This window comes from Candidatus Caldatribacterium saccharofermentans, from assembly GCF_050267035.1.
GTDB classification, from domain to species: Bacteria; Atribacterota; Atribacteria; order Atribacterales; family Caldatribacteriaceae; genus Caldatribacterium; species Caldatribacterium saccharofermentans.
On record NZ_CP187957.1, the window covers coordinates 911,162 to 936,705 of the forward strand.

Annotated in this window: 22 protein-coding genes and 1 CRISPR repeat array; of the genes, 5 read left to right on the plus strand and 17 right to left on the minus strand. The window is 52.5% G+C overall.

Annotation, left to right across the window (positions count from 1 at the left end):
• Window positions 1–14 precede the first annotated feature (14 nt).
• Genes ACPT9Q_RS04685 through aglA form a run of 4 tightly spaced genes read left to right on the plus strand, consistent with a single transcriptional unit; the run spans window position 15 to window position 4,480 of the window.
• Window positions 15–1,292: an ABC transporter substrate-binding protein gene (locus ACPT9Q_RS04685; RefSeq protein WP_427366517.1), complete on the plus strand. Its 1,278-nt coding sequence runs from the start codon at window positions 15–17 to the stop codon at window positions 1,290–1,292.
• Between the two features lie 54 nt (window positions 1,293–1,346).
• A complete protein-coding gene (locus tag ACPT9Q_RS04690) occupies window positions 1,347–2,216 on the plus strand; it encodes an ABC transporter permease subunit (RefSeq protein ID WP_017873446.1) in 870 nt (289 codons plus the stop codon).
• Window positions 2,217–2,231: 15 nt separating this feature from the next.
• Complete coding sequence (locus tag ACPT9Q_RS04695; RefSeq protein WP_017873447.1) at window positions 2,232–3,080, plus strand: ABC transporter permease subunit; 849 nt, start codon at window positions 2,232–2,234, stop codon at window positions 3,078–3,080.
• 14 nt (window positions 3,081–3,094) lie between these two features.
• Window positions 3,095–4,480 (plus strand): alpha-glucosidase AglA, encoded by a 1,386-nt coding sequence (gene aglA / locus ACPT9Q_RS04700; protein ID WP_427366518.1) that lies wholly within the window; start codon window positions 3,095–3,097, stop codon window positions 4,478–4,480.
• A 355-nt stretch (window positions 4,481–4,835) separates the two neighbouring features.
• Here the strand turns inward: aglA and ACPT9Q_RS04705 are convergent, their stop codons facing one another.
• The 4 genes from ACPT9Q_RS04705 to ACPT9Q_RS04720 form a co-directional block, all read right to left on the minus strand.
• Window positions 4,836–4,997, minus strand: a complete 162-nt coding sequence (locus tag ACPT9Q_RS04705) for a hypothetical protein (protein ID WP_017873449.1) — start codon at window positions 4,995–4,997, stop codon at window positions 4,836–4,838.
• 444 nt (window positions 4,998–5,441) lie between these two features.
• A complete protein-coding gene (locus ACPT9Q_RS04710; RefSeq protein ID WP_427366519.1) occupies window positions 5,442–6,053 on the minus strand; it encodes a hypothetical protein in 612 nt (203 codons plus the stop codon).
• Between the two features lie 49 nt (window positions 6,054–6,102).
• On the minus strand, window positions 6,103–7,116 hold the full coding sequence (locus ACPT9Q_RS04715) for a hypothetical protein (protein ID WP_427366520.1): 1,014 nt from the start codon (window positions 7,114–7,116) through the stop codon (window positions 6,103–6,105).
• 33 nt (window positions 7,117–7,149) lie between these two features.
• Window positions 7,150–7,407 (minus strand): hypothetical protein, encoded by a 258-nt coding sequence (locus tag ACPT9Q_RS04720; protein ID WP_427366521.1) that lies wholly within the window; start codon window positions 7,405–7,407, stop codon window positions 7,150–7,152.
• Between the two features lie 613 nt (window positions 7,408–8,020).
• Between ACPT9Q_RS04720 and cas2 the strand changes: the two genes are divergently transcribed.
• Window positions 8,021–8,287 carry a CRISPR-associated endonuclease Cas2 gene (gene cas2, locus ACPT9Q_RS04725; RefSeq protein WP_427366522.1) on the plus strand — a complete coding sequence of 89 codons (267 nt, stop codon included), beginning with the start codon at window positions 8,021–8,023 and terminating at the stop codon, window positions 8,285–8,287.
• Window position 8,288: 1 nt separating this feature from the next.
• Here cas2 and cas1b read toward each other — a convergent pair whose 3' ends face one another.
• The 13 genes from cas1b to ACPT9Q_RS04790 form a co-directional block, all read right to left on the minus strand.
• Entirely contained in the window at window positions 8,289–9,299 is a 1,011-nt protein-coding gene (gene cas1b / locus ACPT9Q_RS04730) for a type I-B CRISPR-associated endonuclease Cas1b (RefSeq protein WP_427366523.1), read from the minus strand.
• 17 nt (window positions 9,300–9,316) lie between these two features.
• Complete coding sequence (locus ACPT9Q_RS04735) at window positions 9,317–9,850, minus strand: CRISPR-associated protein Cas4 (protein WP_427366524.1); 534 nt, start codon at window positions 9,848–9,850, stop codon at window positions 9,317–9,319.
• On the minus strand, window positions 9,834–12,098 hold the full coding sequence (gene cas3 / locus ACPT9Q_RS04740; RefSeq protein WP_427366525.1) for a CRISPR-associated helicase Cas3': 2,265 nt from the start codon (window positions 12,096–12,098) through the stop codon (window positions 9,834–9,836). The genes ACPT9Q_RS04735 and cas3 overlap by 17 nt, the downstream gene beginning before the upstream one ends.
• Window positions 12,088–12,786, minus strand: a complete 699-nt coding sequence (cas5, locus tag ACPT9Q_RS04745) for a CRISPR-associated protein Cas5 (protein WP_427366526.1) — start codon at window positions 12,784–12,786, stop codon at window positions 12,088–12,090. Before cas5 ends, cas3 begins: the two co-directional genes overlap by 11 nt.
• A gap of 123 nt (window positions 12,787–12,909) precedes the next feature.
• On the minus strand, window positions 12,910–14,007 hold the full coding sequence (gene cas7i, locus ACPT9Q_RS04750) for a type I-B CRISPR-associated protein Cas7/Cst2/DevR (RefSeq protein WP_427366528.1): 1,098 nt from the start codon (window positions 14,005–14,007) through the stop codon (window positions 12,910–12,912).
• Window positions 14,008–14,021: 14 nt separating this feature from the next.
• Complete coding sequence (locus ACPT9Q_RS04755) at window positions 14,022–15,740, minus strand: type I-B CRISPR-associated protein Cas8b1/Cst1 (RefSeq protein ID WP_427366530.1); 1,719 nt, start codon at window positions 15,738–15,740, stop codon at window positions 14,022–14,024.
• Between the two features lie 384 nt (window positions 15,741–16,124).
• A CRISPR array of direct repeats spans window positions 16,125–19,368; the repeat unit is 30 nt; unit sequence GTTGCAGTCGAACCATAGTGGGATGGAGAC.
• Between the two features lie 951 nt (window positions 19,369–20,319).
• Window positions 20,320–20,658, minus strand: coding sequence for a hypothetical protein (locus ACPT9Q_RS04760; protein WP_017874280.1), 339 nt, complete (start codon window positions 20,656–20,658; stop codon window positions 20,320–20,322).
• Window positions 20,659–20,732: 74 nt separating this feature from the next.
• Window positions 20,733–21,281 carry a hypothetical protein gene (locus tag ACPT9Q_RS04765; RefSeq protein ID WP_427366531.1) on the minus strand — a complete coding sequence of 183 codons (549 nt, stop codon included), beginning with the start codon at window positions 21,279–21,281 and terminating at the stop codon, window positions 20,733–20,735.
• Entirely contained in the window at window positions 21,260–22,156 is an 897-nt protein-coding gene (locus tag ACPT9Q_RS04770) for a hypothetical protein (RefSeq protein WP_017874316.1), read from the minus strand. The genes ACPT9Q_RS04765 and ACPT9Q_RS04770 overlap by 22 nt, the downstream gene beginning before the upstream one ends.
• A 4-nt stretch (window positions 22,157–22,160) precedes the next feature.
• Window positions 22,161–22,529 (minus strand): hypothetical protein, encoded by a 369-nt coding sequence (locus ACPT9Q_RS04775; protein WP_427366719.1) that lies wholly within the window; start codon window positions 22,527–22,529, stop codon window positions 22,161–22,163.
• 63 nt (window positions 22,530–22,592) lie between these two features.
• Window positions 22,593–23,204 carry a GP88 family protein gene (locus ACPT9Q_RS04780; protein WP_427366532.1) on the minus strand — a complete coding sequence of 204 codons (612 nt, stop codon included), beginning with the start codon at window positions 23,202–23,204 and terminating at the stop codon, window positions 22,593–22,595.
• A 77-nt stretch (window positions 23,205–23,281) separates the two neighbouring features.
• Window positions 23,282–24,217 (minus strand): hypothetical protein, encoded by a 936-nt coding sequence (locus ACPT9Q_RS04785; RefSeq protein ID WP_427366533.1) that lies wholly within the window; start codon window positions 24,215–24,217, stop codon window positions 23,282–23,284.
• A 61-nt stretch (window positions 24,218–24,278) separates the two neighbouring features.
• The gene (locus ACPT9Q_RS04790; protein WP_427366534.1) at window positions 24,279–25,544 is read right to left on the minus strand and encodes a vWA domain-containing protein; all 1,266 of its coding nucleotides are present in this window, start codon (window positions 25,542–25,544) and stop codon (window positions 24,279–24,281) included.

Here is a 25,544-nt window from a genome sequence, read left to right on the forward strand (position 1 = left end):
GGGGGTGAAGTGTTGTGAGGCTCTCACGGTATGTGTTCCTCCTTGTCGGCGTGCTTCTCCTTGGAGCTTTTGCTTCTACTTCGGCCCAGGAAAAGGTTACCATCAAGTACGCTTTTTGGGGAAATCCACTTGCCATAGGCGTTGAAGAGGATATTCTTAACGAGTTTCACAAAGAGCATCCCCGTATCCAGGTGGAACCTGTGGCCGTGGCATATGCCGACTACCATACCAAACTCCTGACAATGATTGCCGGCGGTCTTGCACCAGATGTGATGCGCATCGACTCCTACTACTTCGCCGATTTTATGGACGCAGGAGCGCTCATGCCCATTGACGAATACATCCAAAGAGACGGCATCGACCTTGGGCTGTACTACGAAGTAGGCCTTCCCGATAGCTCACACAATGGGAAAATGTATGGCCTTCCCTGGGGAACAGCTCCACTGTACTTTGCTTACAACATCAAAATGTTTGAAGATGCAGGCGTCAAGCCACCCGAGGTCGGATGGACCTGGGAGGACTTCGTGGAAGCCGCTCGTTCCATTGCCAGAGGAACGGGCATTGAGCGAAGGTATGCGTTTGGAGCTCCTTTCACCGTCATTGTGTACATTTTACCCTTCATATGGTCTGCTGGAGGAGACCTTTTCGACGTTACCAGAACAAAATTCACCCTTGATGAACCACAGACCTTAGCGCGGCTCAATGAACTTGGCAAGTTCATGCAAGAAGGAGTCTTCGCCAATCCTTTTGAGCTTCCAAGTGAAGAGGCGGTGACAAGGCTCTTCAGCCAAAACTTAATCGCCATGAGGCAAGCAGCTGCCATAGAGGTCCTGAGCATGCAGCAAATAGAGGGGCTGAACTTTGACGTCATCCATTGGCCGACGGGCAAGGATGTTCCCCAAACCACCGTGGTAAAGTCGAACACTGTGGGCATCAGCATATCTACAAAGTACCCTGAGGAAGCATGGACTTTCCTGAAGTTCCTGAGGGCACCTGGAGGTCCGGGAGACTACCTCTATGCCAAAGCAAAACGAATCCCGCCTACCTCAAAAATCCCGGAACTCTGGGATCTCTACGTTGATCCAACAAAGCCCCCAAAGAGCATCAAAGAAGTTACTGAACTCATATCCTCCAAGTATGGAAGAACCTTGCCTCTCCGCAAGGGCTGGTTGGAAATCGAGGGAATCCTTATCCCCGCACTGCAAAAGGTCTGGAGTGGCCAAGCAAGTGCCGAAGAGGCCATTGCCACTGTAAAACCTGAAATCGAGTCCATCATGAAGGCCAAAAGATAAGTGAATTCCCAACACAGGGGGCTAAGCCCCCTGTGTTGGGAGGGAGGACCGAACATGCGACATTTGCGGGAAACTTTGGCGGCGTACCTCTTTATCCTCCCAAGCTTCGTCATAGTGGGCGTTTTCGTTATCTACCCTATTGGACATGCACTCCTTTTGAGTTTTCAGGATTGGAACCTCATAGGAACCAGGAAATGGGCAGGCACAGAAAATTACGAACGCCTCGTACAAGATCCCATCTTCAACGACGCCCTTCGAAACACCGCGTATTTCTCTTTCGGAAGTATTCCGGGGAAGGTGGTCATCGCCCTCTTCATAGCAGTGCTACTCAACAAGAAGATTTTCGGCGTTAAAGCCTTTCGCACGGTATACTTTTTACCGGTTGTGTGCTCCTCAGTTGCCGCTGCCCTCATGTGGCAATGGCTTTACGACGCAAAATTCGGGTTCATCAACTACATTCTCCGGATCCTGGGGCTTTCGCCTGTCCCCTGGATCACCTCTGAAAAGTGGGCCATGCCCTCAGTCATAGTTGTCTCTGTCTGGAAAGACGTCGGTTACAATATGGTTATTTTTCTTGCAGCACTCCAAGATGTCCCTGCAGAACTCTACGACGCAGCTAAAGTCGATGGTGCAGGAAGATGGGTTGTGTTTCGGTACATCACCCTACCGCTGATTTCACCTGCCCTCTTTTTTGTAACCACCATGTCAGTAATTTTCTCTTTCCAGGTCTTCGACGTCACTACCATCCTCACCCAGGGAGGACCAGGAACGGCTACCATAAGCCTTGTCCAGTACATATACAGGTGTGCTTTTCAGTTCTTCCGCATGGGCTACGCATCGGCCATAGCGTATGTTCTCTTTCTCATCGTCCTCGGATTCACTCTCCTGCAGATTCGTTTCTCCAGGCGCTGGGTGCATTACTAAGGGGGACGGAGGAGAATGCGCAATCGAAAACTCTACGGGGACACCCCAGGCATAGTCTTTGTGGTGTACGCCATCCTTAGCATAAGCTCACTCCTTATGTTCGGTCCATTCCTTCCAGTTATTGCCACATCCCTCAAATCGTACTCTGAGCTTATGCTCCGACCTTTCTCCATCATTCCCCAAAAAGTTCTGTGGAGGAACTACCTCGAGGTCTTCCAGACCATCCCCCTTCTTGAGTATCTCTGGAACACCGCGAAAGTCTCTTTTCTCTGCACTGGCGGGGTCCTTACCACTTCATCCATGGCTGCCTATGCCTTTGCGCGGCTTCGCTTTCCAGGGAAAAACGTCCTCTTCGTCCTCTACCTTGCCACTATGATGGTCCCAGGACAGATCACCCTTGTTCCCGTATTCATCCTCATGCGAAACTTTCGACTCATTGACACCCACGCCTCTCTTATCCTCCCAATATGGGGCCTTATGGGAGCGTACGGAACTTTCCTGCTTCGCCAATTCTTTCTCACCATACCTCGAGATCTCGAGGAAGCCGCCATACTTGACGGATGTGGGTATCTGGGGAGATTTTGTCGCATCATTCTTCCTCTCTCCAGGCCAGCTTTGGCTACCCTTGGCATTTTTACCCTTCTCTCGGTGTGGAACAATTACCTGTATCCCCTTGTGTTTTTGAACACGCCCGCAAAACGAACGCTCACGCTTGGCCTTGCCATGTTCAGAGGGGACGTAGACGTCCAGTGGAACCTCCTTATGGCCGGCACCATCGTTTCCATTCTTCCTATGGTTGTGGCATTCCTTGCCGCTCAACGCTACTTCGTTGAGGGCATAACCTTAACGGGGCTGAAGGGATGAAAGGAGGAGAAAAGGTGAAAGTCGCTATCATCGGGGCAGGAAGCGTCCGCTTTGCTTTGCAGCTTGTTGGAGACCTTGCTAAAACATCGGAGCTCTCGGGAACGCTTGTTACCCTCATGGACATTAACGAAGAGCGCCTCAACGCAACCTGGATTCTGGCTCAAAAATACGTTCAGGAACTCGATGCAGATTTACGCCTCGAAGTGGTTCCTTCCTTACCCCAGGCCTTAGAAGGAGCCGATTTTGTCATCAATACCGCCGCCCCCTCGTACCCAGACCGATACGACCTTGTCACAGCAATCGGAGAAAAACACGGATACTACCGGGGCATTGACAGCCAGGAGTTCAATATGGTTTCGACCTATTCCTACGTCCTCTGTTCATACTACGATCTCCAGCTTGCCTTAAACATCGCTCACTCCATGGAAAAATTTTGTCCCCACGCCTGGCTTCTCCAGACCGCCAATCCCGTACTTGAAATCACCCAACTTCTCTCCAAGTATACCCAGGTAAAGGCTGTCGGCTTCTGCCATGGTTTCTCAGGTGTGTACGAGGTTTTTCGAACCCTGGGCCTTGAAGCTCAAGCGGTAGACTGGCAGGTTGCGGGCGTGAACCATGGAATATGGCTCAACCGGTTTCGTGTCCAAGGAGAGGACGCTTATCCCCTTCTCGAATGCTGGATTGCCGAAAAAAGCCACCTTTGGGAACCCAGTAACCCCTGGGATGTACAGCTTTCCCCAGCGGTCATTGACATGTACCGCTTTTACGGGATGCTCCCCATTGGGGATACTTGTCGCAACGGAACCTGGAAGTACAACTACAACCTCGAAACCAAAAAGAAGTGGTACGGAAAGTTCGGAGGGATTGACAACGAGGTTGAGCGGCCCCGTTTTCATGAAGAACTTCGCCAGAGCAAGCAAAAGCTTGTGGATCTTGCCCAAGAGGTGAAAAAAGACTCTTCCCTTAAGCTCACCAAGGTCTATCCTGAACTCTTCTCCCGGGAAAAACTCAGCGGCGAACAGCATATTCCCTTTATCAGCGCTATCACCGGACACACCGAAACAAGGCTCATTCTTAACATTCCAAACCAGGGAGCCATCCAGGGTATCCCCGACGACATCATCGTGGAAATCCCAGTTTGGGTGAGCGGTGATTGTCTGAGGCGGGAACCCCTGCAGCCAGACCTTACAGAGCGAATAAAGTACATGTACCTTCTGCCCCGAATCTTGCGGATGCACTGGGCTCTTGAGGCTTTCTTGAGCAAAGACAAAAGGGTTCTTGAGGAAATCCTTGTACGAGATCCAAGAACTCGCTCGTTCGAGCAGGTTCAGGAAGTCCTTCAAGACATCATGAGCCTTCCAGTGAACAAGGAAATGGCTGAGTACTTTGGGTATTCCTGAACGCTGGAAAAACTTAAGATCTTGGTAACAAAGAAAACCCAGCCAATCTTTGCTCTGGTGCGGGAGGAACTCGCTTCCACCTCCATCTACCCGACCAGGTAGTGTCCGAAAAAATGGAGTGGGTTGAGGAGGAAAGGCTGCCCTCTCCGGGAGGTGCATAGGGGGAGGTTGCTCAAGACAAAGTGGCGAACTCACCCCGACGATTCCCGACCATGTAGTGGACATTTCTCCATTGACCTATTTGCATTCACAGGGTACCTACCTGGAGGTTAGAGCCATTGTGGAGGAGCTATGTGAGACGGAATTCGCCTGGTCCAAGGTTTCAGACCTGCGCGAGAGGCTAACTTCGGGGAATTCACCAATCGGGCTCGCCCCAGAAGACCAGCAGTGCAGATGCCCTTGTCGTGAATGGGTCGTCTGAATTCAGAGAATACCGCACCTCCTCGATGACCAGGTTGGTTTCGGGAAGAAAAAAGGATTGATCCTTCTTCAAAGCCCTGGTCCTTGAGAGGGCCACAGAGCTCTCCTGCCAGAAAGCGGGAAGGAACGTCCTTCCCCAAAATCAGGAATGCACCGTCAGCCCTGCGGTGGTGAAGAGGCTAACCCACAACCTGAGGAGAGGAAAATGGAAGGAGAAAGAGGTCCCAGACGTCCCCCTCAAGGAGAAGGGAAAAGGAACTCACCCTCAAGGCTGAGAGTGCCGGCGGGAAGGTCCTGGAGTTCTCTACCCGGCTCAACGTCAAAAGCACGAAAACTTGCGCTGGCCTCCCAGCTATTGCACCTGCGGGGAACACAAGAAGAAGCCTTTGTCCGGGCACCGGCATATATGCTCCCGGATGGCGGCTCAAAACCGCCTGAAGACATCCCCGGGCTTTGGCCCCGGGGAGGAAGTCAAGTTAACCTTTTGGCAAGGTGTGAAAAAGAGCCTGCCTTGAGGCAGGCTCTTTGTTCCTGTGGACCCTCAGAGGTCGAGGGCCCGTTCGATGGCTTTGGGGAGGGCGATGGACAGATCCCCAACGGAATCTCTGGTCGTTATCCCTTCTTCTTTAACAACGACGGCTACGGGGAACACAACATCTATTTTTCTGACCTTTGTTGAGGTGAAGCCATAATCCAGGGATTCAAATATCTCATCATCCCTGAGGATTGCTCCGGATGAGGTCTCCATCGTCTTGGAGTTCCATTTATAGTGGTCGATGGCGACTCTGAAGGCGTCAAGTGGGTCTGGTGTTCTGAGGGTGATCTCCACAACAGGGTTTTCGCCCTGGACAAGCCTTGCGCTTGCTTTCGCGTAGCGAAGCACGTAGAGAGCAGTGAGATCGTTCAAAATCATCTCCGTTGCTTCCCTGTAGGATATCCCTGCTGCGGCGCATATCTCTTCATTCCTGAGAACCTTGAGTCGTATCTCGTAGCATGGGATGAGGGACTGTATGACATGCATTGCCAGATCGGTAGCGTCTTTTCCTGTCACCGGACTGTTGAACTCTGGCTCGTTGAGAACTCCAGCACCGCACACCAGCCCTGGCAACATCACCACCACACTCACAAGGACCACCCAAACAATCCACCGCACGAGCGAATGACCTCCTTTCACCGATTCTGGGAATCTCCTCCCTTTTTGCCTAAGCCTCAAGCTTCGTGAGGACGAGATCCGAGAGGATCTCCTCGTCAGCCCTCTTCAACACCAGCTTCCTCTCATTCTCTGAGCTCAGCTCAAAGAGGAGGAAGGCAGTCCACCTCCTCAAGGTATCCGTGTCGAAGGCTATGTCCGTGTTGTCAGGTGGTCTCCTGGGGGTTGAAACGATGATGTCGCCATAGATACACAATTTCTGCTTTTGGGGGAAGATCATACCTGCCGTCTTCTTCCTGATGAAGTCGAACACCTCTGCAGCGTTCTTTCCGGTGCTGCTCCCGGCTTTCCTCATGATGAGGAACTGAACCCTGGGGACAAAGAGAAGGCTGGATCCCTCCCTGAGGCAGCAATCGGGTAGCGGCGTGAGCTCAAGGGACACTGCCCCCTCGGCATCCTTCAATCCTGAGACAGCCTCGACCTCTGGTGGTATTTTGAAGGTCTCCGACCAGTAGGAGATGCTGAACCAGGGGAAGGCCCTGATGAGTTTTTTCCTGATTCTCTCGAGTTCCATGCTCAGGATGACTCCTGTAGTCAGTGTCCATCCCCCAGGAAGGAGCACGAACATCCTGACAGAGATCGGTACGATGCAGAGTTCGTCTCCGAAATTCCCCAGTCTTGTGGAGATTTCCTTTGAACTTGTGACGACCAGCGTTGCCTCAGAAAACAGAGGTTTGACGACGAAGCGGTGGAACTCCTGGAATAGCCTGAAGACGCTACCCACCTTGAAGTGTCTGGTGGCAAAAAATCTCTGGGTCATCTGGATGAGATCATCAAACCGGTTGCAGACATCGGAGATCCCTGGGGCATCGAAGGAGATGTCAATACACGCTGGTCCGGTGTACTCTGTGACCCCCCGTACCCCCAGTCCGAATATCTGGAGTACGTACGTACCTCTAACACGGAAAAATCCGAAGACAAACTGGTCGTTCCGGGCCCTGAAGGGCTTAACGTAGAGGTCAAAGCTTTCAGAGTAATCATCGAGAGTGACGACTCTGACTTTCATAGGCTGCTCCTCATGGGAAAGAACCACAGGCGTTTAGAAACCGGAACTTCCTCCTGACATTCTCCGCTTTCTCTTCAGGCGTTCTCCCTCTCCAGTTAGATGGATTGACGAGTTCGCTTCAACTCCGATTCCCAGTGCCTGATCGCTCAGGAGGACCCTCACGAGCTCTGCGGCTGCGTGCTCGAGGTGTCCAGCTTCGAGGTCTTTGACGTCGCTTACCCCCGTGACTGCAGCAATCGCAGAGAGCCCTGCATCAACGAAGGGATGTCCTGTCCACCTGACCCTCTCCATCGCCTTCCATTCCTCGCAAACAGAATGCGCCGATTGCTCCTTAGAGGGTACCGCGTCTCTTTTTCTGCTGCATCAGAAAAATGCCTGGATACCTTTGGGGTGAAAGCCCCAGATCTTCACTTTGGGATCCCTCTGGTCCATGCAACCCTCACTTTTCATTCCACATGGCAATTACCTATGCCAGTGCTTGCCAATTTTGCAGCGAACCCCCCGGGGTTTTGCTATGACTTCTGGAATTGTAATGACAGCTCTGACATAATGGCTCAACGATGGGGGTTTCCAAGGGGTGGGGTTGCAGCGGACCCCCGGGGGTTTTGGGGGGAACTGGGGGTCCGCTGCAGATTCAGATTGACAAACCCGCATAAATGCTGTATTTTATCCTGGGGTTGCAGTCGAACCATAGTGGGATGGAGATTTTTGTCCGGAAATGCGTTTGAGCCAATATGATAGATAGTTGCAGTCGAACCATAGTGGGATGGAGACGTGTCTTACCCACTTTGCCCTGCCCTTTGGCGAGATGGTTGCAGTCGAACCATAGTGGGATGGAAAGTTAGGGCAGATAGTCAAAAAAGAAGCCTCAAGAGGCGTAAAATACTGTAAAATTCTTCTCGAGATGTACGTTGTTGTGGTGTACGACGTTGAAGAATCAAGAGTAGCGAAAGTTTGCAAATACCTTCGTCGCTTTCTCCACTGGGTGCAGAACAGCGCCTTCGAAGGAGAGCTAACCGAAGCGCAGCTTGAGAGGGTCAAAATAGGCCTTCAAAAACTCATCGACAAGGACCATGACAGCGTCTACGTCTACGTAGTACCGCGAAAAGAGCTTATCTCTCGGGACGTCCTGGGGCAGACAAAATCCCTTTCTGGACCGGTAATAGAGTGACTCACCACCAGGCCCGAAAGGCGCTATATGGTTCCATCTCCACGAGATGGCGGACGAGTTTGTAGGCTTCCAGGCGAAGGAGTTGCCGGTACGAAACCTCTCTCTTGAGTCTCCGGTGTTTTACAGTCGTTTGCATCACTTCTTCAAACCTGCGTACAAATTTCCTGCGGGCACTATCCTTAAGAATAACCCCCCGAGCCTCGCCAAGTGCTTCGAAGTCCTCATTCTCTATCTCCTTGCAGTTCAAAAGACGAAAGATGAGGCGGTCCACGATGAGCGGTTTAAAAACCTCGGAGAGGTCCAGGGCAAGCGAAAAACGCCTCTGTCCGGGTTCGTGAAGATAACTCACAGTTGGGTTGAGCTGGGTCACGTAAATTTCCGAGAGTGTAGCAGCATAAAGGAGGCTGTTGCCGAAAGAAAGTAGAGCATTCAGGGGATTATCTGGTGGACGGCGAACTCTTTTCTCAAAAGGCTCCGCAAGGTTCAGAATATCGTTGAACGCTTTGTAGTAAGCGTCACGAACCCGGCCCTCCTCGCCCATTAACTCTGCAATGCTCTTAACACTGCCGACTCGTTCAAGACCTTCTTCAACTACGGCCAGTGCTTCCTCTACGCGCCTGCCTGCATCCCGGTAGGTATTCAGATTGCGGCGAATATGGAACATCGCTCCACCAACGAACTCCCTTGCAAGGGCAAGTCTTTTCTCCCCGTCGAGATAGTGCTCGACCTGGCAGACAAGCAGGTGGCCACTAACATTGCTCTCCCGGGGATAGAAACTCCCGGCATAAAAGCCATAGTAGTTGAAGAAATGCACAACGACACCGTTTTGAGCGAGGAAGGAAAGAAGCTTCGTGTTCAGGTCCACCTCGGCAAAGAGATAGAGGTCGCGGACGTTTTCAATGGGGATAGGCTGCCGATCAACCTGCCCGTTCTGGTCTTCCCACTCAATGTAGAGGGTATTCTGTCTTCGCCGTAGTCTGCCACTACGAAACACGTAGTAACTCTGTGACATGGAAACCACCTGCACATTCAAGCCCAGCACACTTCGCAGTAAGCACAGGCTCGACAGAACGGTTCAAACTGAGCCTGAGGAGGTGAAGGCAGCTGCTCGATCCGGCGGACACCCAGAAGAGCCTGGAACACAAGGGCTTCCAGTTCAGGGGTCAATCGCACCTCTTCCCTGCGTCGCTCTTTCAAAAAGCGCAACTCACCGACCAGCTCGCCAGCACCAAGCCAGCGCAAATAGAGCAGGTAGTAACCTACCTGTAGGCGAGCTGCAGTGGCAAATTTCCGAGAGTATTTCACCTCAAGCACCCTGTCTTCAGGTCCAAAAACGTCAATCCTAATCAGGTTGTCGATCAACACCTCCCTTCTCGAAAGGTCGGGAAAGGCCGTCTCATGCAGGAGTTTCCCCAAGGCTACCCGGTCCGAAAAAGGTTCCATCCTCAGCCCTCTGGCATATAACCAGATTTTCCTGTGACATATCGCCCAGTAGTTCACTTTAACCCCGTTCGCTCGCAGGATTTCAAAGTCCTCGGGAAATGTCTCAAATGAGGGTGGCATCGATATCCATCCCTTCGGGTAAAAGCCCGAACTCGTGATCGTACGCAACACTGGCCAGAATCGTGCCGTCAGCAAGGCGTCTCAGCCGCCCTGTTCTGTTGAACATGTGAAACATCCCCAGAGGAATCGGTACAAGGAGCTGGTGGGCAAGCAGGTACTGTCCAGCTTGACGATAGCAATCGAATTCTCGAAAAAGCCCACCAGGGAGAACATCGATACTCCTGAAAAGACCTTGGAACTCCTCGAGATTCTCGCGCAAACACCTCAACGGGCGTAGCTCGCTGAGCAAGCGCTCAAAAGCTTCGCGCGCCTGCTCAAAGCGCCGGTATTCCCTGTCTGTCCACCCGTCACAGTAGACATCTCTTACCCACTGAGAAGACACCGAAGGGGTCACATCCACTCCATCCCCAGGAGCACAGCAGAGAGTGGCTTCAATCCTTGTCATGTCGTAAACATATTTCAAGCGTTCCTCGTCGTATTGCCTGGTCACGTGTACTTCTACACCCTCGCGGTGCTCGCCGTAACGATTCACGCGTCCAAAACGCTGGAGTAAGTCGTCAACCGGAGCAATTTCAGTGAAAATGGTGTCAAAGCTGACATCCAAAGAAACCTCCAGAACTTGTGTTGTCACAAGAATGCGAACGTCGTTCTTGTTTTTACCTCGAAGAGCGCCGATAATCCTCCGTTCTTTCTCTATTCGGTCACGGCCGGTGAAACGGCTATGGAGCAGGCACACACCGTCAATCTTTTCCTTGAGAGCCCGGTAAATCTCCTGAGCCTGTGCCACCCGGTTGGCCACGACAAGCACGCGATGACCTCTGTGGGCAATCTGAAGGACCTCAGGAAGAAGTAGCTCAAGAGTCGTGTCCCACCAGCGCAATCTATGCCGTGCCCTGGTGAGAAAGTGCAGCGACCAGTTATCTCCGGGGTTCAGGACGAACTCCGCAATGTCTTCACCAATCGCCTCCCGAAGGAGCTGCTTCAGAAACGGCGGAAAGGTGGCACTCATGAAGAGAAATCGTCCGCCGAGTTTCTTAAGACATCGGACCATTGTAACGATAAGGGCCACAACGTGGACATCATAAGCATGGATTTCGTCAAAGATAAAAATCCCGCCAACCATTTCGCTTACACCGATTTCCCACCGAGGAATCCCAAAGAACCATTTGAGCAGCTGAAAGGGTGTCGCAACCTTGATGGGCCTGTGGACGAGACGACTGAGCTCTACCTCGGCCATTGCACGAGACTTCGCCATCTCATATTCCCCAAATTCCTCAAAATACTCCCGAAAAGCGTACTCGAGGGCACGGAAGTGGAGAACAGCAACATTCTCCCTGCCGAAATACCCCCTGAGGGTATCCGCCATCGCTTCGATGCTGGCCTGATAGGGCAAAAGGTAGAAGATGCGCTCACCGTTCTGACGATTCTGTATTGCCCAGAGAAGAGCTGCGAGCGTCTTCCCCGAACCGGTCGGCGCTTCAAGGAAAGCATGCCCGGTATGACAGCGTAGCTCTTCCTGGAACCTGCGCAAAGAAGGTGTCTTTGGTTCTGGCAGTTGAACTTTGAATTCCGTCACGCCGGCGCTTACCGCATGGTCTGAAGCCATCAACCAGCCGCGAACCAGAAGGAGCGCAAGAGCCCTGCGGTCGTCAAACACGCAAGGCTCTCCTCTATTCTGCTGCACCTGCATGATAACGTTCGCAGGCGGGACGAGGTCGTCGGTATTTCCAGGCAATTCCAGACCAGCTATTTCCTGGTGATTCACCCATGTGGTCAACCACGTCCAGTAGGTTTTCAGTTCTGCCGCCTTCTTTCTGAACCTGTCACTTGCCACACTAAGTAGTTCGGGCAGGGCAACCGGAACAAGACCTGCATCCTGGCGGAGCTGCGCGTCATCCCAATCCCGGTGATGTGTCAACACAGCAGCTACAACGAGTTCTTTGACGTTTTCCGGAAGCTTGCTCGCAAGCAGTATAGCTGCAGAAAGCACCTCGTGGCGAAACTCCCATCGGTACCTGCGTTCTAGCAGCGAGCGTTGAAATCCCTCGGCAATTTTCCCAAGATCGTGGGTCAATGCTGAAACAATCAGCGCTTCAGCAACAAGACCTGCCAGGTCTGCTCCCAGGAGGTTTTCCCAGTGCTTCCTGTAGAACCGGACAACAGTACGAGCGTAGTCAGCTACTTCCCGCAGATGCCCCGGGAGCGAAATCGGGGTCTCACCCGATTTTGCAAGCGGTTCAAGCAACACCGCGCAACACCCAGGCCCTTCGGAAAATGGGAACAACAATCCCATTCTCCGTATCCTCTAAAAGCCAACCATCACCATCCCTGACGTTACCAGGACAGTGCATATCGACAACGCCAAAGGTTCGCATCTCTATCGGTTGACGAATAGGGTCATCGGTAAATGCTACAGGTAGCGTCTGGAGCAATGCCGGTATATTGCCCTTTGCCACAAGCTCAAAGGGTAAAAGCACTCCGCTCACCTCACCGTCTGAAAGTGGCCGCAGGTATGTCTGCTTCAGTTCTGCCACTGTTGCTACATCCTGTGTTCGTCCAAGGAGCAGTGAGTAACGCGGACACCGGAAGAGAATGCCCCACTCCGGTGGAAGATAAAGCGTCAGCGTTGGCATGAAGAGGAATTCCCTTGGTACTATGTTGATTGTGACAAAGCGCGCAACCTCAGAAGGCCTTGAACGCTCTACGGTGAAAATAGTCTCGACATCCGTCGCCTTACCTTCGTATTCACACCTGTAAGCCAGCCATGCGACCTCATCGGGTGGAACTCGCCTTCCAGCTGCAGCCGCAATTAAGCCGTAGACGGTGGAAAGTGGTGGTACGGTCAGGGTTAACTGGTAACCCAGAAAGTGGGGGACTCGAAAGGACGCGGTATGAGCAGTGATGACCACGCGAATCGCTTCGAGCACGGCAATCACGCCCCTCTGAACGAGATACAGAGTCTACCAGCACCAGGTGCCTGGATTTAAGAGCTGAAAAAACCCGAATCTCCGAGATTCCTGACAAAGGACAAAACGAAATCCGGGCAACTCCTACCACACCTACAGTTCCTCTCCAGGACACACATATTCCTCAAAAATGGGCCCTATCAGCTCTGCCGCAATCTTTAAGGCTTGCTGTGGCGTTCCCACAACCTCGATGCACTCACTGAAAAGCTTGTCCTTCTGGAACTCCTTTAAGACATCAGCCTCGTTAGCAAGCACGGTAGGACGATAGCCAAAAAACACTACCTTACTCTCGGCAACAACCAGTAGGCGGTCCCTGTAATCCTCGAGGATGGAATGTAGCCGGGGAAGGTTCAGGAGAACGCGCTCGTTGTTCTCATCGGGCTCAAAAAGCCTCTGGAAAGGGGCATTACCACCGTTCAGGAAACCGACGAGGACGACAACCGGAGATACATCAGACAAGTTACGGGCAAGGCGGGCTCCACCGCGCAGGTGTGCCAGGGCAAGGAGAACATCTCGAACGCGCCTCACGCGTTCGGACATGGGCAACAGGTAGACAGGTTGTTCGCCAGGAATCTGGTGGAGTTCATCCCAGTGGCTTTTAAGGACCTCAACCGAAAGGTCCGCCATTTCACCTGCAGCGAAACATCCAACATCTGTAAGGGAAACAGTGAAAACTCCCTGGAAAAAGGTTGTGTAATGCTCGAACTCGAAGGGAACAGCATCAGCACCAGGAGGCAGGTTTCGAGAGAAATGACCGAAATCGACGGTAATCACATTGGGCAGAACGGAAATAAGGGGACTATTTTTCAGGGGCGAAACACGGCGGTTAGTGCCCATAGCACTTTCGATGTCCTCTCTTTCCTCCATACCTCTCCCCCTCTGGCGCTTTCTTGCAACCATGTAGCCAAAAAGGTCGTCCTCTTCAAAAGCGATAGGGTCGCCCTTGGTATAGGCATTTTTTGCTTCACGTATAACCTCGCTTGGTGTCCAGCCAAAATCTCCGTAAAGCGTTTCGCGCCACCATCTTCGCCATGCCTGACCGGAAATATAAGGGAAGCGAAATCGTCCTACACGAATCTGCTTGACAACAATAGCGTTTTCGGTCCTTAGGCTTTCCGCCCGCCCCGCGCTGTTCAGGGCAGCACCGTTGGCCTCGATGAGAACACTGCCAGTAAGCACCGGATACGCCATAACAATCGCCTCCATCAGATATTTTCGTCTGCTTTCCCCTCGAGAACGGCAACGTCCTCTCCTACAGGCAGGACATCTCTTGCCCGTTCAAAGAGAAAAGCCAGCAAGTAATCTCGTAAATGTCGCATACGCCGGTAGTCATTGAGAGGTGCAAGGAACACAAAGTCTGCAAAACGCATGGCGCCTTGCCGAACCGCTGAAAGATACGCTCCTCGAATTCCCTCATCTGAGCGAGCAGTCTGTAACTTTCTAATCCAGCTAGACAAATTCAGCAACCGTTGACACAGGTGTCCTCCAATCTGCTGGATACGTTGCAGAGTCTCGTCAGAATTCGGAACAGGTTGCTTCGTCATTCCCAGGAATTCCCCGCCTTCCTCCTGGCAGTATTGCCATTCATAAATGACGGCGAGCAAGACATCGCGAAGCTCACCAGCGCATGCATCATTATTTGGAGGCAACAGCGTGTAGAACTCGTCGTGCCTAAGCAACCCTTCCCGTACATAGCGAAGGAAAACAGCGTAAAGTTCGTCCCGTCCGGACTTTTTCAGCTCAAGGACACGCTTTCGAACATCGTCTCTCCGAGCGATGTCCAGACCCAGACGCTCCAGAATTGCCAGTTTGCCCTCCGGCATTCCGCGTACCTCCTGAAGATACAACGCATGACCAGGCCAACCACCCTGAAGCTTCAACGCCTGAGGCCGGTGCCCATCGGCCTCCTCAAGACACATGCTTACGATATTTTCACCGTCCAGCAATCTCCGGCCAATCTCCTGCACAAACCTGATGCGTGCCCTTTTGACTTCTTCGCTAAGCTCCCCAGGTAGCAACAGCAACTCTTTCCAGAAGCGATGAAAGGCTCGAATCGATGTGAAACGCAGCCTTACCAGCAATAGCAATAGTTTGCCTGAAACCGGTAAAAGTTGAATGGAAGGTTTCTGGTTATCGTTGGAGAAGAGATAGACCGTTATGGGTGGAGGACAAAGGTAAACCCCCTTAAATCGATTAACCGATTCGTCCAGAAGCTCACAGAGAACATAAAGCGCCGTTCCTGCATCACCAGCTGTTTGCCAGCGGCTGTAAAACTGTAGAGACTCATTGGCCGCTATAGCCTCGTTAAACTTGCACCAGCAATAGCGCCGGGAGATTTCGGCCGAGATTTCCAGAGCCCAGGTATGAAGGAACCACAGACGTTTAGAAACGCCAGTCTGCATCACGGACATTGGTAGAAATCGGATTGCAAAGGCACAAAGACCACAAATCTGCATGCCACAAGACAGGGCCGGATAGAAGTTCACGATTCCTGTAAGTAACGGCATTCGGTCCTTACGGACGGAGATCGCGGCGTCCTCAGATACTTTTCTCCCACAAACCGAACAGGTGACATCTCCAGAACAGCGAAGGGAAATCTTCGCCCGTTCCAGATCCTGTCTCAGGGCTTCCTGAAACTTCCTCCTGACATTCTCCGCTTTCTCTTCAGGCGTTCTCCCTCTCCAGTTAGATGGATTGACGAGTTCGCTGTTTGGGAATAGCTGGGAAAGGGCTCCTCTGGCAAAGGACTTCTCAACCCCGATTCCCAGTGCCTGATCGCTCAGGAGGACCCTCACGAGCTCCGCGGCTGCGTGCTCGAGGTGTCCAGCTTCGAGGTCTTTGACGTCGCTTACCCCCGTGACTGCAGCAATCGCAGAGAGCCCTGCATCAACGAAGGGATGTCCTGTCCACCTGACCCTCTCCATCGCCTTCCATTCCTCGCAAACAGAATGCGCCGATTGTTCCTTAGAGGGTACCGCGTCTCTTTTTCTGCTGCATCAGAAAAATGCCTGGATACCTTTGGGGTGAAAGCCCCAGATCTTCGCTTTGGGATCCCTCTGGTCCATGCAACCCTCACTTTTCATTCCACATGGCAATTACCTATGCCAGTGCTTGCCAATTTTGCAGCGAACCCCCCGGGGTTTTGCTATGACTTCTGGAATTGTAATGACAGCTCTGACATAATGGCTCAACGATGGGGGTTTCCAAGGGGTGGGGTTGCAGCGGACCCCCGGGGGTTTTGGGGGGAACTGGGGGTCCGCTGCAGATTCAGATTGACAAACCCGCATAAATGCTGTATTTTATCCTGGGTTGCAGTCGAACCATAGTGGGATGGAGACTAGTACTCGGAGGTATGGAGATGATGGGTCCTGGACCATGTTGCAGTCGAACCATAGTGGGATGGAGACAGGCCAGCGGAACGCATAACTTCGATTTTAATGATTGTCCGCGTTGCAGTCGAACCATAGTGGGATGGAGACGGCAACAACTCCTTCTGGGGGAACGGTGATGGTCCGTGTTGCAGTCGAACCATAGTGGGATGGAGACTTCTCTGGGGCATATTGCGAGCGAAGCGAGCAACACGTTGCAGTCGAACCATAGTGGGATGGAGACGGCCGGCTCCAGAATGGAGCCGGCCCATCCGGCCTCCAGTTGCAGTCGAACCATAGTGGGATGGAGACGGTGTCATACGAACTCTTTTCAGGTGCTTCTCCAGGTTGCAGTCGAACCATAGTGGGATGGAGACGAACTCTCCTGGGAGCCGCGAGGGCTCCAGGAGAGCGGTTGCAGTCGAACCATAGTGGGATGGAGACGGAAAGCCACTACCCTCTCGGGTAGTGGCTCACCCAGGACGTTGCAGTCGAACCATAGTGGGATGGAGACAGTAGGTTGATAAGGTCGTCAAGAATCGATTTTAAATGTTGCAGTCGAACCATAGTGGGATGGAGACGACAGAGGGACGGTGCGAGAGATGCTCTGGGTTAGGTTGCAGTCGAACCATAGTGGGATGGAGACGATTGAAGTCTTGTCTGGATTCTGCTCAATGAGCTTGTTGCAGTCGAACCATAGTGGGATGGAGACGATTGAAGTCTTGTCTGGATTCTGCTCAATGAGCTTGTTGCAGTCGAACCATAGTGGGATGGAGACATGGTGCTTCTTCAGAATTCCCTTCAAGTCCTCCAGCGCGTTGCAGTCGAACCATAGTGGGATGGAGACGGCAATTTCTATGGGGGAATGGGGGCGTGAGCCCCCAGTTGCAGTCGAACCATAGTGGGATGGAGACCGAGACGGGAAAATAACGCCGCGAGTCTTTCCGGAAGTTGCAGTCGAACCATAGTGGGATGGAGACGTGCTGAGGAGGATTGCGGGAGGGAGCCGCTTCGATTTGGTTGCAGTCGAACCATAGTGGGATGGAGACTGCGGCATTCCGGACAATATGTCCGGAACACCGACTCCGTTGCAGTCGAACCATAGTGGGATGGAGACCGAGAGAGCCAACCCTCACACCATACCTTTCCCCCTTTGTTGCAGTCGAACCATAGTGGGATGGAGACCCGGAGGGAGACAGTTCTAAAACCCTCGTCAGTAAACGTTGCAGTCGAACCATAGTGGGATGGAGACTTGTTTTGAATGTCTTCGTAAGCCTCTTTAAAGAGTTGCAGTCGAACCATAGTGGGATGGAGACTCGTAGCATCTACAACCAGCGAAACCGCATGTATACGTTGCAGTCGAACCATAGTGGGATGGAGACTCCGGCCTCCAGTTCATGGAGGCCGGAGGAGCATAAAGTTGCAGTCGAACCATAGTGGGATGGAGACGAAGCACCCGCAAATCTTCCATCTTCACCTTTTTCAGGTTGCAGTCGAACCATAGTGGGATGGAGACGGAAGCCGGGACGGTTCGAGAACCGTCCCGGCATAGCCGGTTGCAGTCGAACCATAGTGGGATGGAGACGAGTTCTTAAGAATTCTCTTGCGGTGCTTCTCCAGAGTTGCAGTCGAACCATAGTGGGATGGAGACGATGATTTAATAGCCTCAATCTTTACCACGCACGTCGTTGCAGTCGAACCATAGTGGGATGGAGACACTGTTAGCCCCTCTCCTTCTTTCCGAAGTACCTGCGTTGCAGTCGAACCATAGTGGGATGGAGACGATGCCAACATGGCATCAACTTTCACAAGGCTTGCCGTTGCAGTCGAACCATAGTGGGATGGAGACCTGGTGCTTCTTAAACATTACTACCATGTCCTCCAGCGTTGCAGTCGAACCATAGTGGGATGGAGACGACGCTCGCCGGGCAGCCGGGACGGCTCCAAGAGCGGTTGCAGTCGAACCATAGTGGGATGGAGACGCTTGATGAATAGTGCCGACAATCGTTCGGGTACAGGGTTGCAGTCGAACCATAGTGGGATGGAGACCTCAAGTACGTGTTCACACGAAGCCCGCAGCTCTGTTGTTGCAGTCGAACCATAGTGGGATGGAGACTGCTGCCTTCTAACCAATGTCTCACCCACTTTCCTGTTGCAGTCGAACCATAGTGGGATGGAGACGCTGCGCGCATCAGTTCAATTTTTAGGGTGGCTCTTTCGTTGCAGTCGAACCATAGTGGGATGGAGACTTTAAGGCCACCGGATGGTGAGAGCTCAAGAACTCTCGTTGCAGTCGAACCATAGTGGGATGGAGACGTAGCCACTATCTCCCTACCACTATCTATCTCCCACCAGTTGCAGTCGAACCATAGTGGGATGGAGACTCTATCCCTCCATCGATGGATAGATCTCTCCCTCCCGGTTGCAGTCGAACCATAGTGGGATGGAGACGAAGCCGCCTGTGGACAACCAGAAACATATATATACGTTGCAGTCGAACCATAGTGGGATGGAGACAAACGACATACAAGGACAACACCAAACAACACACCGTTGCAGTCGAACCATAGTGGGATGGAGACATGTAGACCAAAGTATTATCATCCATCGTTGCTTTGTTGCAGTCGAACCATAGTGGGATGGAGACGAGAAGTAGGACTTTCGCCAACTTTGCTGCGGACACGTTGCAGTCGAACCATAGTGGGATGGAGACTTGGTGAGATGTCAGCCAGGCGCGTAAAAAACGCAGATAGTTGCAGTCGAACCATAGTGGGATGGAGACGCCACCCCTTTCTTCTGGCTAATCTCCGGATGGCCGTTGCAGTCGAACCATAGTGGGATGGAGACTGCTTCTCTTGCTTCTCTTCAATGAATCTTGCGAGGTTGCAGTCGAACCATAGTGGGATGGAGACTCTTTTCTTCGCTGGTCTTTGACTCAAAAACTTCAATAGTTGCAGTCGAACCATAGTGGGATGGAGACCAGATGTAAAAATGGGGGGCCTCATCGGCCCCCCTCAGGAGGTTGCAGTCGAACCATAGTGGGATGGAGACCAGGAACAATCCTGTACTTGCCGATGTAGACCAATGTGTTGCAGTCGAACCATAGTGGGATGGAGACCGTAATACCTCGATTTTGAGGGCGGCTCTTTCGAGCGTTGCAGTCGAACCATAGTGGGATGGAGAGGAGTCTGACCTTAAGAAGAAGAGGTTGACTTCTCCCCCAAAGCTAAAAAGTCTGGGGACTTCCTCAGGCGGTTTTAAGACGCCATCTGGTTGCTGCTTGCTGCGTACAGCACACCGTCAGGGATTCGAAACGGCCCACCAAGCGGTGGCGGCTCTACTGGAAGACGAGCGGCTCCTGGGTGTGGCCTTCGCCCTGTATCCCCTCAGGGAGCCCAAAAGCAGTATGTTGAGCGCCGCGTTGGCGTCGGGGTACCAGACGCAATCGCATCCTTCGTACACCACCCCGTGCCGAACGCAACGCTTGACATCCTGAAGGCCCAGAAGTTGCAGACGAGGAAGTTCTTCGGCCCGAAGTCCATGTCCTCCCGGACATCCGTTAGGTCCTCGATGCCCAGGGCGGTCACGATGCGTTTGATTTCCACAGTCGGAGCGATGAAGGCGTGCCCGAGTCTGCGAGCGCGAACCTGGATAGAGCTCCCTCAGTTGCAGGGAAGTTCTCCTTTGGGTTCGGGCAAGCTCCAGTGTTTTTCAGACTCTGCGGCTGGAAAACCAGCGCTTCTTCACCTTGAGTACAGGAGAAGCCAGAACGCCCTTCGTGTGCAGGACCAGGCGGTTGTTGCCGTTCCGCAGGTCTGCAGGCAGGGTGAGGGGGCCACAACCTGCGTGGTGTCTGATAGCAGGACTTTGTGCGCGGAGTGGTCCTGGAACTCCACGCACAGGGTAGTGCAGGAAGGCACGGGTTCTTCCTTCAGGAACGCCCGGCGGCAGCAGAAGCTGGTGTTTGCTCTTTTGAGAAGAGCACGTGGATGACATTGCAGCGTTTCACGGTTTTATGATGCCACAGTGCAGCCGGAAGAAAAAATTACCGCTCTTTCCCCCCAGGCTTGAAAAGCCGGGGCCTCCGGCGCGGAAAAGATGGTGAGAGGAAGGGGTTACCCTCGGGGCAGGATTTCTATCCTTCTCCCCCTTTTTCCTCTTCGTACTTTCGGAGCTTCTCCCTGAGTTCCTGGTTTTCCTTCACCAGCAGAGTAATCTTTTCTTCAAGGGCTTTCACAATATCCTCCTTTACCTTTCCTATCCTTTCCTCAACGATTCTTTGAATTTCCTCCTCTGTGTGCCAGCGCTCACGGAGCGCAATACCTTCGCGAATTGCCCTCTCAAGATACACCATCTGGTGTTCCAGAAGGCGACGCATCACCTCTTCGAGAGCCCTCCGGACCCCCAGCCGTACGGCTTCTTCAAGTCTCCAGTCGTGCATGTACCCCTGGTCAAAGGGATCGTAGACGCTCATCAACACACCCCCCGGAAAAATCGCAAAAGAAATTCACACCTCCAGCCCACCAGCACTGCCTGCCCAGTTTTTTGTTACCTTTGCAGGGCTTTCAGGAAACGTTCGATTTCCTGCAGCTCCTTTTGTTCCTTTTCATCTGCGTGCTGGAAAACAGCGCCAGAATAGCCCCGGTGCTTCTCTTTGAACTCGATCTCCTTTATGACCTTTCGAGCAGCCTTCAGGAGTTTTCGCGTTTCATAAAACTGCGCCAGGTGCAGATATACCGCCCAGAGAGGCAAAAGATCTGGGAAAGAATGTTTCCGGACATGACTGAAAATTTTATCCTCTGGAACGTAACAGTGTGTCCAGGGAGACGGCTCAATAGACTTGAACGAAAAACCAAGCCGCACGAGCGCCTGAATTGGGACCTTCTGACTGACCTTGCGGATTCCTGGCCACTTTCCCTGATTGATGAGCCCGGTAACGCGCTCTATGGCTCGAGCTTTTATCTTGTCGAGAGTCTTTTTGTCGATCCCTCTATTCTTACCAGCTTTTACCCCTCTCGAGGAACGATAGCCCTCAACCAGCCCGTAAATGATTGCGACAATAAGAAGAAAGAAAATTAGAATTCCCACGGCGAGCACCAGCACCCCCTATCTGCCAGTCTTTTCCGGCGCAACCCCAGAAGCTGAAGGAGCTCCCTCGCTATTGCCCTGGCTGTAGCGTACACCAGTACTTCCTCCCCATACTCCAGGAGGCACCGCAATTCTTCTTTCTGGCAGTGCTTCTCGATGAGATGCTTGAGGTACTCCTCTACCACAGCGCGGAAATTCTTGGAAGACTCGAAATGAAAGGTTGCACCACACTGGAAGCACCTGATGTGCAGCACGGGCCGTGGCAGGAACTCCCGCCAGAATTCCTCCCGCAGTTCGGAACGATTTCGGAAGTAATGCTCCCACAACGAGGGTCGCTTGTATGGCCCTGTCACCCATACCGAAATCCCATCCAGCGCTTTCATAATGCTTAAAGCGTGCTCCGGGCCTTCAAGTCGACGCAAAGGAAAGTCCCAGTCGTTTTCGATAAAGGTAAGTTTCCTCTCCCTAAGAAAGGATGCCCGGACAAGGCTCACCTGGAGCTTCAAGAGGTACTCGGACAACCAGTTGAGGAGCTCTTTCATAAACCCTATGGTGTGCCTTCGCAAGAGCCCACTCCTTGCCAGTTTCCGGCAATATCTCCTGATCGTCTTGGGGTCCACCCGGTCAGGATAACTGGTGAGTACCTTCGGAAATCCGGGGAAAAACTTTTCTGCACCAATCTCAGGAATAACCGTGAAGTACCCAAAGGGCTCGAAAGACTGTTCCCCGAGGAAATCCCAGGCGCTGTAGAGAGAATTTTCCACATCCGGTGCGTCGGCGTGGAAAATCAGCGAGGTTTCAGGTTCAAGGTAGTGAGCAATCCCGAAAGGTACCGCCCGTGCCTTCCTGAGGTTCTTCCAGGTGAAAGTCAGTCTAATGGACATGTTGTCACTCCCAAAGAACGTTACCCCATTCGTCAAGGGAAACTTTCTCTTGTTCCATCCTGAGGAGTTCCTCCGCCTTGCGCCTCAGGGACTCAATATCCACATCCTGCTGGATTTCTTCTTCGTTTCCCGTGCGTTTCAGATACTCGGCGATGTAGGCTTCCATTTCAAAGGGGTCCCAGTTGGTCTTAAGAGCACCGAAATACCGGAGTCCCGGTGGGTGCTTCTTGTTGCCAAGGTTGAGGATGACCACCCTTGTCCCTGGGGCATTCCCCATCACCCTCACCACCCTGTCGCCCCGCATGACCACCAGGACATCCAGGGCGAAAAAGTCGGAGTGATTAAGAGATTTCCGATTGGAGCTCCGATTCATCAAGACTCAACCCTCCTCGAGCTTTGCGTTCTCCAGACACAGCCTCTCCCAGATACGGGGAGCTCAGCGTCTGCGAAGTACCAGAACTTCCGGCGGGTTGTCCCGGTAACAGGCCCAGCACCGCTCACAGGCACCCTCCTTTATGTCGGGATAAGGACAGACGAAAACGTCTTTCCTCTTGAGGTACTTCCCTTCTTCGTCCAGGATGCAGTACCTGTGGATTGTGGGATTGACGACGACCGTGTCTTTCACAATGGAGTAGAACACGTTCATGTTCTCCGGAAGCTTTGAGAAGTCCAGCTGCCACGATTTGGTCCAGGCCGCAAAGCGCAGATCCGGAAATCTCCTGGCGATTTCCTTCCACTTCTCAAGGTACGCCTGGCTATAGAAGTCTCCAACCACATGGATTCTGAAGGCCTTTACCTCACCGGACTGCATCGCATTCTCAATCGCCCTTGCCATTCGCTCCACGAAGTTCGGCTTTTCGGTAGCAGCAAGATTCCTGTTGTAGCTTTTTACGACCCTGGTGAGGAGTACCTGTCCCCCCTTTACCCCATAGCAAATCTCCCGGCAGTGCGGTGTGCTCCCAATACAGGTCAGAATCGGCGGGAGGGAAAAGGTCAGAATCGACCTCCCTAATTTGCGGCTCCTTCCCCCGATATACGTATGCAGCACCCCCAGTCCTGAAATGAAAAAGATTGATTCACCCCTCTGGTCTGGCCTCCCCCACAGAGAAGGCCAGACCCCTCTCCCTATATCGACAGCTCCATTAGGGTGAACTCACAGGCCAGGTTATCGTCTTGTAAAATGCTTTTCCGGTAAGCATCCGGACTCAGCCTAAACAGTCCATACCTCAGCCACCGCTCCACTTTCCCTGTCTCGTACGGTGGCTCGATACTCACACCCAGCTCCGTGATAGGCCCGTTTGCCGGATAGAACGCTACGCCATTCACCCTTTCCATAGCCTTTTCAAACCACTTCACCTTCTTCCGGTTGAGTCTCCTCCTGCCCCTCCTGAAAATGGAGACGTAGAAACATAGATTGTAACAGACGCGATTCCCTGGACTTCCGCTGGTAGTCCCTAAAGTCAGGCAGTCCATAACCTCACCCAAACTGTACGATGCCGGATCTCCGGGTTTTTTTGGCATGAGGACGAACCACGGAAACTGTTTTTCAAGTTCTCTAATGATTCGTTCCCGTTCTCTCAGGAATTCCTTCCCCGCTGTGTCCATAAACCCGCCTTTCTCCATGATAAAGAAGTAAAGCCCCTCCTTATCCAGGTCGAATACGTCTATTGCCTTAACCGACGGGCCGATGACCTCTGCCTGCGGAAAATACCTGGAAAAGACTTCATAGAGAGCATTTATGAATTCGTCGAACTCCTCGATGTGGACACATGAAACACGCCTATCGAGCTCGAACATTGCGTCTTTGAGGTTCTTGATTCTCTCTCTGGTGGTATCCACCTTCACAGTGATACCCTTTCTGATTTCCCGCGTCTCCGAACCACCCTCAAGAACCGGAACCCTGCACACCGAATACCTGGAGTCTGGAGGAACCACAAGAGAAAGAAATCCCAGGAAAAATCCCAGCGCATAATTACCATTCTTTTTGCATGCTACAAGCGCGTGGTTGTTTACCAGTTCGACCCTTAAAATCTCTTCGAATTCCATCCTCTCGACGTACACCTCTTCACCCCCGGAAAGCACTCCCGAGATGGCGCCGGTGATGGCATCATCTCGAAACTCCTCATTCCTTCTCTTCTCTCGAAACCCTTATGACGTAATCCGCCTCAATACCCCCGGGCAATTTTCCAGTCGTCAACACGATGAGCTTCGTCATGTTAGAAGGCCTTGGAATTTTTTTATCTGCGTTGTACCCATCGGTCATGAGAACGACCGGTGCACACTCGTCCGGGGCATGCTCTTCAATCCACTTGAATGCCGGCGCAAGAACAGTCCCACCACCTCCTTTGACATGCTTCAGGATTTCCTGGATATCCCCATCCTCCACCACCGCCTGGACAGCAGCATCGCAGGCGATGAACACCACCCGGTACTGCTTGAGGATTTCCTGTACTTCACCGAGGAAATAGCTGAGGTCCTCCTGCGAGATACTCCCGGAAGTATCCACGATAACGAAAACCGTCCCATGGTACCGGTAAAACTGTTCGTTGAGCGATGGCGTGTACACATCGCAGTAGAGGAGCGTGGGCTTATATGGCCTCCGGTAACTGTAATCCGCAGCAATAGCCTCGACTATCGTCCCTTCCAGGAGATCCTGCCAGCGAACCCGGCTCTCGGAGAGCTTTTCGACAACCCTTTTCCAGCCCCCGGGCATAGTTCCAATACCTGCTTGCACAAGCTGCCATGCCGAGATGGCTGCGTCAATGATGAACTGCCTGGCAATCGCCCTGGTTTCCTCATTCCGCGCGTCTGGATCAGGAGTCATCTCTCCGTCTTCCGGCAGTTTTAACTTTTGTCTCAGCTTTTTGTGAAACTCCCTCAATTGCTCAACTTTCTTCTCGAAATCCCTTCCCCCTTTACCTCCCTGGCCAATCTTTTCTGTCAGCCTTGCAATCCTCCGAATGATTTGTTTTGCTTCCCAGTCAACTGCACGTTTCAAATGCTCGTAGATTTCCTCTGCGTGCATGTTGTGGAACCTCTCGCTGTACAGACCCACGCTCACGTCAAACCCCATATCTTTTAACATCCAGTTGATCTCAAGGTCCGTGGCGTAGTTCCATAGAATCACATCCCGGCTCTCCCTTCGAAGCAACGTCCCATTCAGGATGTGCATCGCTTCGTGGGCAAGAATCGACGACAGTGGGAGCCTCGTCTCCTCCAGGTCTTCCCGAATGAAAAGGATTCTGTTTTCCAGGTCCAGCGCTGCTGGGTACAGCATCTCCTTTTTCGGTCTTATTTCAACCCGGAGTTTCAGCAACACCGAGGCGATGATGGGATGGCTTACCACCATCCTGGTGATTTCCCTGTCCACCTTTACTCTCAAGACCAT